The organism is Rhodococcus sp. AW25M09 (assembly GCF_000333955.1).
Lineage (GTDB): Bacteria > Actinomycetota > Actinomycetes > Mycobacteriales > Mycobacteriaceae > Rhodococcoides.
On record NZ_CAPS01000046.1, the window covers coordinates 19893 to 29736 of the forward strand.

Consider the following 9844-nt stretch of genomic DNA (forward strand, 5'->3'; position numbering starts at 1 on the left):
GAGCAGCTCGCGAGGGTCAGAGGGTGGGTCGAATCAGACGGTGTTGTTGTTCTGATTCTGGCCTTCGGCGGAGTCCGCGAACTCCTGGGTGTCGAACACCTCGCCGCCCAGCGGGTCGACGGGAGCGTTGTCACTGGAGTACTCGACGGCCCCGGTTTCGGGATGCACCTCGAGCTCCTCGGTGGAGACCTCGTGCACAGCGAGCATGACCGTGCCGCCGCGAGGTGTGGACAGTCCCTCACGGGAGGGACTGAGACCGGCGAACGTCGAGGATGCGCCCGACGAGCGCTTGCGCTTGGCCTGTGCAGCTTCCTTGCCTGCGTCGGTCGCCGCCGTGTCGGTTGCCACCGTGCCGGTCCCGGTGTCCGGGGTAGAGGTGACGCGGATATACCGCGGTGTGGTGGCGACGTCGTAGCGGAAAGCCTTGAGCATCGACACACAGGCGAGCACCAAGACCACCGAGAACGGTACCGCCGTGGCTATCGACATCGTTTGCAACGCTGTCAGAGAACTCGTTCCACCGACCAGCAGCAGCACGGCTGCGGCCACACCTTCGAGCACTGCCCAGTAGACGCGGGTGATTTTCGGTGTCTCCAACTCTCCGCCAGTGGAGAGAATGTCGACCACCAGTGACCCGGAGTCCGAGGAGGTGACGAAGAAGAACACGATCACCGCGATGGCGATGACGCTGGTGATGGTGGCCAGCGGCAACCCGTCGAGCATCTGGAAGAGGCTGGTGTTGTTGTTCACGGCACCGTCGGCGTCGAGCAGATTTCCCTCGTTGCGCTGGCGCAGGATTCCGGTGTCACCGAAGATGGTGAACCACAGCGAGCCGACGATGGTCGGGGCCAACAGCACACCGAAGACGAATTCGCGGATGGTGCGGCCGCGGGAAATGCGTGCGATGAACATGCCCACGAAGGGTGCCCAGCTCATCCACCAGCCCCAGTAGAAGATGGTCCAACCTGCAGCCCAGCCATCGTCCGCGAACGGTGACGTGCGCAGCGCCAGCTCGGGCAGGGCCTGGACGTAGCCGCCGAGGTTCTGGACCCAGGACTGCATCAGGAACAGGGTCGGTCCGAGAATCAGCACGAACAAGGCCAGCGCCCCGGCCATCACCATGTTGATGTTCGAGAGCCACTTGAGGCCCTTGGATACTCCGGTCACCACCGAGAACGTGGCGATGCCGGTGATGAGCGCGATCAGCAGCACCACGAACCAGTTGCTGGTCTCCACCCAACCCAGGTACTCGAGCCCGGCCGAAATCTGTTGCACACCGAATCCGAGCGAGGTGGCGACACCGAACAGGGTGCCGATAATCGCGACGGCGTCGATGGCGTGACCGATACCGCCCTCGATGCGCTTGCGACCGAGCAGTGGCTCGAGCAGCCAACGCACCGTGAGCGGACGGCCCTTGCGGTACGTCATGTAGGCCATTCCCAGGCCGACGACGACGTAGATGGCCCAGGCGTGCAATCCCCAGTGGAACAGCGTCAGTTCCATTGCCTGACGGCCGGCCGCGTCGGTCGATCCGGGAATGCCGCCTGCCTCGGGCGGATTCACGTAGTGCGAGAGCGGCTCGGCGACGCCGTAGAACACCAGGCCGATGCCCATGCCGGCGCTGAACAGCATGGCAAACCAGGACAGAACGCCGAATTCGGGCTTCTCGTCGTCTCGGCCGAGGCGGATGTTGCCGATCCGGCTCAGGCCGCAGTACAGGGCGAACAGCACGAAACCGGTGGCAATGAGGATGTACCACCACCCGACGCCGTCGGCGATGATGCCGTTGAGTGTGTCGAAAGCATCGGCCGCGGTCGATGCGTAGATGACCGAGAAGGCGATCATCCCGATGATCACCACCGAGGCCGGAACGAAGACCGGCTTGAGCAGGCCTTTCCAGGCTTCTTTTATTGCATTCACTTACTTGACTTCCTTAGAACTCGAGTCGCCGTAATCGGCTGACCACTATCGGTTTGCCGTTCTTCTTCTCTTGTTTTGGTCAAGTACCGGTAACCACCATAAACGACATCGGTGCTGGTAACGAAACACGAAAGGGCTGTGGAGTCGGGGTGTGATCAACCCGTGACCGGAAGGACCGGCCGCGGCCGAGTCGCTGGCCGGGCCAGTGCGCAGTACAGTTCTGTCGATGCTGCGGACGTGCTCGGTCGTATCGCTCGACGGCCGCTGTCCCGCGAATAATGCTGCGCGGCAGGGGATTCGATGAGTGGGAGATTGCGGCCGGGCTCCGAGTTCGCTGGCTTTCGGGTTCAGCGACGCCTCGGAGTCGGCGGCATGAGCGAGGTATATCTGGTTCTCGGGCGCGGCCACGATCGGCTCGAAGCCCTCAAGGTCCTCGACCCCGACGCATCGCGGTCGCCACAACTTCGCGCCAAGTTTCGGATGGAAGCGGCCGTCGCGAGCGAGCTGGTGCATCCGAACATCGTGTCGGTGCACGAGCACGGCGAATTCGAGCAGCAACTGTGGATGTCGATGCACTACGTGGACGGCTACAGCGCGGCGCGGCTCGTCGCCCGCGGGCAGATCCCGCTCGATGTCTCGAGAGTGGCTCGCATCGTCGCCGAGGTGGCCAAGGGGCTCGACTACGCCCATTCGAAGGGAGTCGTGCATCGGGACGTCAAGCCCGCCAACATCCTCATCTCCACCGACCGATGCGACGGCTACGAGCAGGTGCTGTTGTCCGACTGGGGAATAGCCCGCATGCTCGACGATTCGTCGCCGCTGGCATCGGACGGAACGGTGCTGGCCTCGATCCAGTATGCGGCACCGGAACTGCTGCGAGGGGGAGTGCTGAGCGCACAGACCGACGTCTACGGACTCGGTGCGACGCTGGTGGAGCTGGCGACCGGACGCACCCCGTATCCGCTGGCCACGCCGTTGGCGATCACCGCTGCGCACCTGACGGCCGAGCCGCCGTCGGTGACACGGCGTCGACGCTCGCTGCCGAGGGGCCTCGATGCGGTGGTCGCACGGTCATTGGCGAAGGATCCGGCGGATCGATTTCGAACCTGCGTCGAGCTCAGCGACGCCGTGGCCGCTGCGGTCGCAGCTCCGCCGCCGGAACCACCTACTCGACACAGTCCGATGGCGTCGAGCAGGTGGTTGTCGTCGTTGCGGCGAAGGCGGGTCTGACTACTCGTCCTCGTCGATCGGGCGGTTGGCCACCACCGGGTACTGGCCGGTGTAGCCCAAGCGTTCCTCGGCTACGGCGAGCACCTTGGTGCGCACCAGGAACCAACCGCCGATCAGCGCGGGGATGATGACCACCAGAGTGGCGATGGTCCAGGAGCCGATCGGGGCGTCGAAGGCCATCAGAATCAGGACGCCGACCAGGAACACCAGCGTGGCGTAGCTGGTGTACGGAGCCCCGAACAGGCGGAATGCGGGCCGCTCCACGATGCCCTTCTGGGACCAGCGATAGAGCTGAATCTGGCACAACACGATGGTGCCCCAACTGGCGATGATGCCCAATGCAGACATGTTCAGCACGATCTCGAACGCCTCACCGGGGGCGATGGCGTTGAGTGCGACACCGAACAGCGTGATGAAACAGGTGAGCAGGATGCCGCCGAACGGGACGCCGCCCTTGGTCATCTTCTTTGTGAATTCCGGCGCACTACCGTTCATCGCCATCGACCGCAGGATGCGCCCGGTGGAGTAGAGACCGGCATTGAGGCTGGACAATGCTGCGGTGAGCACCACGATGTTCATGATGGTGCCGGCACCACCGAGGCCGATGCTCGAGAAGAACGTCACGAACGGTGAAGTTCCGGCCTGGTAGGCGGTGTACGGCATGAGCAGTGCGAGCAGTACGAGCGAGCCGACGTAGAACAGCGCGATACGGGCGATGACCGAGTTGATCGCTCGCGGCATGATCTTCTCCGGGTGCTCGGTCTCGCCGGCCGCAGTGCCGACGAGTTCGACTGCGGCATAGGCGAACACGACACCCGAGATGACGATCACCAGCGGCCAGGCACCCGTCGGGAACAAGCCGCCGTTGTCGGTGATCAGACTGATGCCCGGCATCTGCGAGCCCACCGGGATGCGTCCGGCGAGGAAGACGATCCCCACGACGAGGAACGTGACCAGGGCGACGACCTTGATGATGGCAGCCCAGAATTCCATCTCGCCGAACCACTTGACCGAGACCAGGTTCACGCTCATGACGATGACCAACGCAATCAACGCGATGACCCACTGGGGGATCACCTCGAAACTGCCCCAGTAGTGCATGTAGGTCGCGACGGCGGTGGTGTCGACGATGGCCGTCATTGCCCAGTTCAGGAAGTACAGCCAGCCTGCGACGAACGCTGCCTTCTCACCGAAGAACTCCCGAGCGTACGAGACGAAGCTGCCCGAGGACGGACGGTGCAGCACGAGCTCGCCGAGGGCGCGCAGGATGAAGAAGACGAAGATTCCGCAGAGGGCGTAGGCGAGGAACAGGCCGGGCCCGGCGCTGGCGAGGCGGCCACCTGCGCCCAGAAACAGGCCGGTGCCGATCGCACCGCCGATGGCGATCATCTGTAGCTGCCGAGGTTTGAGGGTCTTGTGATAGCCCTCCTCCTCGTGGTCCAACGACGAATTGTCGTACGAGGTGTCGACCGTATCGGACATGTTTCGTTCCTTGCTGTCGCATTTGTAGTTGTTTGTCTGAATTTTTGGAGATGAATTACCTTGTCTCCGAACGTTATTCGAGCCGGACCGGGAGCGGAAGTCGGCTCGTGTTAACAATCGCGCCGGATGTGAACAATGTGTGTATGCGACTCGCTCGGCGAGCATCTGCTCGAGACCCGCTCCGCGCGGTGGCGTCTGGCATGGGGGGTGGCGTGGTTCGCCCCTCGGCCGGTACCGACGGTCGACCTTGCACTCGCCATGGTCGAGTGCTAGAAATGCAGTTGGCACTCTCGACACGTGAGTGCCAGGTCGGGACACGGTGAGGCCGGGGAATCAACGACACCCCTGGTCGTCCGTCGCGGGCACCGAGCTCGGCCAGCAATGTGTCACCCCCAATCCGGAGGATCACTTCGCAATGGCCAAGATCATCGCGTTCGACGAAGAGGCACGCCGTGGCCTCGAGCGAGGCCTCAACGCCCTCGCCGACGCAGTAAAGGTGACGTTGGGCCCCAAGGGTCGCAACGTCGTACTCGAGAAGAAGTGGGGAGCTCCCACGATCACCAACGATGGTGTTTCCATCGCCAAGGAGATCGAGCTCGAAGATCCCTACGAGAAGATCGGTGCCGAGCTCGTCAAGGAGGTCGCCAAGAAGACCGACGACGTCGCAGGCGACGGCACCACCACCGCTACCGTTCTCGCTCAGGCACTCGTCCGTGAAGGCCTGCGCAACGTCGCAGCCGGCGCGAACCCGCTCGGCCTCAAGCGCGGCATCGAGAAGGCTGTTGCAGCCGTCACCGAGTCGCTGCTCGCTTCTGCCAAGGAGATCGACACCAAGGAGCAGATCGCTGCTACCGCCGGTATCTCCGCAGGCGACCCGTCCATCGGCGAGCTCATCGCCGAGGCAATGGACAAGGTCGGCAAGGAAGGCGTCATCACGGTCGAGGAGTCCAACACCTTCGGCCTGCAGCTCGAGCTCACCGAGGGCATGCGCTTCGACAAGGGCTACATCTCGGCGTACTTCGCCACCGATGCAGAGCGCCAGGAAGCCGTCCTCGAAGACGCGTACATCCTGCTCGTCAGCTCCAAGATCTCCACGGTCAAGGACCTGCTGCCCCTGCTGGAGAAGGTCATTCAGTCAGGCAAGCCGCTCGTCATCATCGCCGAGGACGTCGAGGGCGAAGCTCTCTCCACCCTCGTGGTGAACAAGATCCGTGGCACCTTCAAGTCCGTTGCCGTCAAGGCTCCCGGATTCGGTGACCGTCGCAAGGCGCAGCTCGCCGACATCGCCATCCTCACCGGTGGCGAGGTCATCAGCGAAGAGGTCGGCCTCTCCCTGGAGACCGCCGGACTCGAGCTGCTCGGTCAGGCACGCAAGGTCGTCATCACCAAGGACGAGACCACCATCGTCGAGGGCTCGGGAGATTCCGACGCCATCGCCGGTCGCGTCAACCAGATCCGCGCCGAGATCGAGAACTCCGATTCCGACTACGACCGCGAGAAGCTGCAGGAGCGCCTGGCCAAGCTGGCCGGTGGCGTTGCAGTCATCAAGGCCGGAGCGGCAACCGAGGTCGAGCTCAAGGAGCGCAAGCACCGCATCGAAGATGCCGTGCGTAACGCCAAGGCAGCCGTCGAAGAGGGCATCGTCGCCGGTGGCGGCGTGGCACTGCTCCAGGCAGCGCCTGCACTCGACAACCTCAAGCTCGACGGTGACGAGGCAACCGGCGTGAACATCGTTCGCGTCGCGCTGTCCGCCCCGCTCAAGCAGATCGCATTCAACGCAGGCCTCGAGCCCGGCGTCGTTGCGGACAAGGTGTCCAACCTGCCCGCCGGTCACGGCCTCAACGCCGCGACCAACGAGTACGAGGACCTGCTCGCTGCAGGCATCAACGACCCGGTCAAGGTCACCCGCTCGGCACTGCAGAACGCAGCGTCCATCGCGGCTCTGTTCCTCACCACCGAGGCCGTCGTCGCCGACAAGCCCGAGAAGGCCGGAGCGCCCGCAGGCGATCCGACCGGTGGCATGGGCGGCATGGACTTCTGAGTCCAGCCCCTCGCTGAAAAAGCCCGACTCCCTTTCGAGGGGGTCGGGCTTTTTTCGTGCTCCGGTGATTCGCAGTATTCAGTCTCGGTGGTACGCGATGTTGACGACGTTGCCGTCGGGAGCGCGCACGAAGAAGCGGCGCACACCCCACTGCTCTGTCGTCAGTGGATACACGATCTCGTATCCCAGCTTCTGTGCTTCGGCGTATGCGCCGTCGACATCGTCGGTGTGCACCGACATCACCGAATCCTCCGGTGCGCTCGCATCTCCGGTCACCAACTGAACACTGACCGGGCGGTCGGGCGACGTCAGCCGCGCGACCCACCCCAGGTCGAACTCCTCGGAACGCAGACCGAGGAACTCGGTGTAGAACGATTTGGCCGCGTCGACATTCGGTACCCGCAGATTGGTGATGATGCTCGTCGTTCTCATCGAACTCCCTCTGAACAATGGACCGGTCGGCAACTCTCGCCTTTCGACGCTAGCAGCGGAAATTGATCCTCACCGCGGGTCGGCCAGGTTGGTTCCGGTCGGACCACTTCGGTGGTTGAGTGAGCCGCCTCACTGTGGTTAGGGTGGGTAATGGCTCGTTTCCGCTCGATGACCGTCGCACTCGCCGTGACCGCGGCCCTCGCGGGCTGCTCCACCTCGGGAACCGCCACGCCGGTATCGCTGCCGACCACCACCGACGTGCCATTCACGACCGAACGCGCCGAGCCGACCACAACTGTGCCCACGACCTCGCGCGCCGCCGAGCCGTACGTTGTCGGCAACATCCGGGTCACCGGATCCACGGACCATGCGACCTACGACGTCGCAATTCCGCAGCTCAGTGGCGGGGACAGCGCCGTGACGGCGGAGTTCAACGAGTCGATGCGGGCGGCGCTGCAAGATCAGATCGACCGCGACTACGGATTCGACTTCGCTCTCGGCGACGGCTACTCGACGGGTCCGATCCACGTCGGTCGGCGCGTCGTCAGTGCCGAACAGATCACCGATTGGATCGCCGTACCGCCCGGAGCACATGGCGATTCACTTCTCGCGACCGTGACGATCGATACCGACTCCGCGCAACCGATCACACTGGGCGATGCCTTCACCGACCTCGACGCCGGCCTGTCTCGGCTCTCCGACCAGGCAGCGAGGATTCTTCCGAGCACCCGCGCAGGCGATAGCTTCGAGCGCTCGGGCATCGAGCCGACGGTGGCCAACTTCGCGAACTGGACGGCATCACCGGAGGGGATGAACATTCACTTCGGGGACTACCAGGTGGGGGCTTACGGCATCGGGCTCATCACGATCACCGTCCCGTGGACCGACTTGTCCGACGTCCTCGCTCCCGGCATGCAGGATGTGCTGAGCAGCTGACTCAGCGCGGCACCACAGTGCGAGCATGGACCCATGATGATTCGTGCAGGGGTGATGGATGTGGCCTTCGACCGCTTCGGTGATCCGTCCGGTCGCTCGGTGGTGTTGCTGCACGGATTCCCCTACGATCCACGCTGCTACGACGACGTGGCCAGGCTGCTTGCGGACTCCGGCTTCGACATCGTTGTGCCGTATCTGCGCGGTTTCGGACCGACCCGATTCGCCGACGCGGAGACCGTGCGCTCCGGTGAGCAGGCCGCGATCGGCCACGATCTGCGGGAGCTGATCCTCGCGCTGGATCTCGACCGGCCCCTCGTCGCGGGCTACGACTGGGGTGGGCGAGCCGCCTGCGTCGTCGCCGCAGTGTGGCCCGAGCTGGTGTCCGGCTTGTTGAGCGTGTCCGGCTACCTGGTGCAGGACATCACCGCGGCCGCGTCCACGCCGGTGCTGCCGCACCTCGAGAAGCGGTACTGGTATCAGTACTACCTGCACTCCGAGCGGGGCCGGGCCGGTCTCGCGGCCTACCGCGCCGAGATCGCACAGACACTGTGGACGGACTGGTCACCCACCTGGCGGTTCGGTGACTCCGAATTCGCGGCTACCGCGCCCTCGTTCGACAACCCCGACTTCGTGGACGTCTCCGTGCACTCGTACCGGCACCGCTACGGCATCGAGCCCGGGGATCCTGCCTATGCCGCGACGCAGGAGTTGCTGACGGGGCAACCGAGGATCACGGTGCCCACGGTCGTGATCGATCCGACCGAGGACACCGTCGCCTCGTTGTACGGCCGCCCGGACCACGCGGCGCACTTCACCGATCTGATCGACGTCAGGCAGATCGACTGCGGCCACAACCCGCCGCAGGAACTGCCGGGACAATTTGCCGACGCCATCATGACGTTGGGCCAGGTGGTCCGGGATCGCGAGCGGGCCTCGCAGAACGATCCGATCGAATGATCTGGTTTACCGGCGGAACGTTGCACATCAGTCCACCGGGGAGACCCGGATGAGGTTGCCGTCAGGGTCTGCGATCACGAACGTGCGGCCGAATACAGCTTCGTGGGGCTCCTCCAAGACACGGACTCCCTTCGAGGCCCAGCTCGTGAAGATCTCGTCGATCGCGGTCGCAGCGCCCGGAACCATGAGCCCAACTTCGCTTGTCCGCGGGGTGCCGGGGACAGCGTGATCGCTGTAGCCCGTCCACAACGCGAACAGGACACCGGGGGCAACCTCGAAAGCTACGTAGTGGGGACTGATGAAGGTCGGTTCGATCTCGAAAAGGTCGCTGTAGAAGGCGGTAGCGGACTCGACGTCGCGGACGCCGATCAGGAACAGATTCGGTGCAGGCATGGAGCGCTCCTCAAATCGTTGAATTCTCGGTACCGCTCCAGTCGATCGCCTCATCGCGACAGAACCTGTCACCTTTTCTGCAAACATTGGTCAGCATGAAGGCTTCGAGGCTGTTGCACCTCTTGCTGCTCCTGCAGACCCGTCAGCGCATCACCACCAGTGAGCTCGCCGATCGTCTGGGAGTGTCTCGGCGGACTGTGCTGCGGGACGTCGAGGCACTCTCCGTTGCTGGTGTGCCTGTCTATGCCGAACGCGGGCGGAAGGGCGGGATTGTCTTGCTCCCCGGGGCACGGCTCAACGCGTCCCATCTAGAACCATCAGAGATGGAGGCTCTCTCCGTAGCCGGCTTGGACAGCGCGCAACTCGAGCGTTTGGGCCTGTCTGCGGTGTGGGAGTCGGCCGCGCGCAAGATCGCCGCCCGACAGGCTGCGGCACCTGAGTCACCGGGCATGG

General features: G+C 64.1%; 9 protein-coding genes. 5 read left to right on the forward strand and 4 right to left on the reverse strand.

The annotated features are described in order from the left end of the window. Nucleotides 1-33: 33 nt before the first annotated feature. Complete coding sequence (locus RHODMAR_RS08485) at nucleotides 34-1920, reverse strand: BCCT family transporter (RefSeq protein WP_008713456.1); 1887 nt, start codon at nucleotides 1918-1920, stop codon at nucleotides 34-36. A 300-nt stretch (nucleotides 1921-2220) separates the two neighbouring features. Here RHODMAR_RS08485 and RHODMAR_RS08490 point away from each other — a divergent pair, with 300 nt between their 5' ends. Continuing rightward, entirely contained in the window at nucleotides 2221-3150 is a 930-nt protein-coding gene (locus RHODMAR_RS08490; protein WP_051047891.1) for a serine/threonine-protein kinase, read from the forward strand. On the opposite strand, the gene RHODMAR_RS08495 is transcribed toward RHODMAR_RS08490, so the two are convergent. Further along, nucleotides 3151-4632, reverse strand: coding sequence for an amino acid permease (locus RHODMAR_RS08495; protein WP_008713459.1), 1482 nt, complete (start codon nucleotides 4630-4632; stop codon nucleotides 3151-3153). It abuts the gene before it with no gap. A gap of 415 nt (nucleotides 4633-5047) precedes the next feature. On the opposite strand from RHODMAR_RS08495, the gene groL reads away from it, so the two are divergent. Continuing rightward, a complete protein-coding gene (groL, locus tag RHODMAR_RS08500) occupies nucleotides 5048-6673 on the forward strand; it encodes a chaperonin GroEL (RefSeq protein ID WP_008713461.1) in 1626 nt (541 codons plus the stop codon). 78 nt (nucleotides 6674-6751) lie between these two features. Here the strand turns inward: groL and RHODMAR_RS08505 are convergent, their stop codons facing one another. Next, nucleotides 6752-7105, reverse strand: coding sequence for a VOC family protein (locus tag RHODMAR_RS08505; protein ID WP_008713462.1), 354 nt, complete (start codon nucleotides 7103-7105; stop codon nucleotides 6752-6754). A gap of 168 nt (nucleotides 7106-7273) precedes the next feature. On the opposite strand from RHODMAR_RS08505, the gene RHODMAR_RS08510 reads away from it, so the two are divergent. Together RHODMAR_RS08510 and RHODMAR_RS08515 are read left to right on the forward strand one after the other, a co-directional pair. Further along, nucleotides 7274-8041: an RsiV family protein gene (locus tag RHODMAR_RS08510; RefSeq protein ID WP_232433601.1), complete on the forward strand. Its 768-nt coding sequence runs from the start codon at nucleotides 7274-7276 to the stop codon at nucleotides 8039-8041. A gap of 33 nt (nucleotides 8042-8074) precedes the next feature. Beyond that, the gene (locus RHODMAR_RS08515) at nucleotides 8075-8998 is read left to right on the forward strand and encodes an alpha/beta fold hydrolase (RefSeq protein ID WP_008713464.1); all 924 of its coding nucleotides are present in this window, start codon (nucleotides 8075-8077) and stop codon (nucleotides 8996-8998) included. A 27-nt stretch (nucleotides 8999-9025) separates the two neighbouring features. Here the strand turns inward: RHODMAR_RS08515 and RHODMAR_RS08520 are convergent, their stop codons facing one another. Beyond that, nucleotides 9026-9391 (reverse strand): VOC family protein, encoded by a 366-nt coding sequence (locus tag RHODMAR_RS08520; protein WP_008713465.1) that lies wholly within the window; start codon nucleotides 9389-9391, stop codon nucleotides 9026-9028. A gap of 95 nt (nucleotides 9392-9486) precedes the next feature. Here RHODMAR_RS08520 and RHODMAR_RS08525 point away from each other — a divergent pair. Further along, on the forward strand, nucleotides 9487-9844 hold a 358-nt coding region (locus RHODMAR_RS08525), incomplete at its 3' end, for a helix-turn-helix transcriptional regulator (protein ID WP_042938468.1).

Bases quoted from the DNA above. Each gene is read 5' to 3' on its own strand.
- RHODMAR_RS08515 (WP_008713464.1), top strand. From the start codon at position 8,075: ATGATGATTCGTGCAGGGGTGATGGATGTGGCCTTCGACCGCTTCGGT.
- groL (WP_008713461.1), top strand. From the start codon at position 5,048: ATGGCCAAGATCATCGCGTTCGACGAAGAGGCACGCCGTGGCCTCGAG.
- RHODMAR_RS08505 (WP_008713462.1), bottom strand. From the start codon at position 7,105: ATGAGAACGACGAGCATCATCACCAATCTGCGGGTACCGAATGTCGAC.
- RHODMAR_RS08510 (WP_232433601.1), top strand. From the start codon at position 7,274: ATGACCGTCGCACTCGCCGTGACCGCGGCCCTCGCGGGCTGCTCCACC.
- RHODMAR_RS08490 (WP_051047891.1), top strand. From the start codon at position 2,221: ATGAGTGGGAGATTGCGGCCGGGCTCCGAGTTCGCTGGCTTTCGGGTT.
- RHODMAR_RS08520 (WP_008713465.1), bottom strand. From the start codon at position 9,391: ATGCCTGCACCGAATCTGTTCCTGATCGGCGTCCGCGACGTCGAGTCC.
- RHODMAR_RS08495 (WP_008713459.1), bottom strand. From the start codon at position 4,632: ATGTCCGATACGGTCGACACCTCGTACGACAATTCGTCGTTGGACCAC.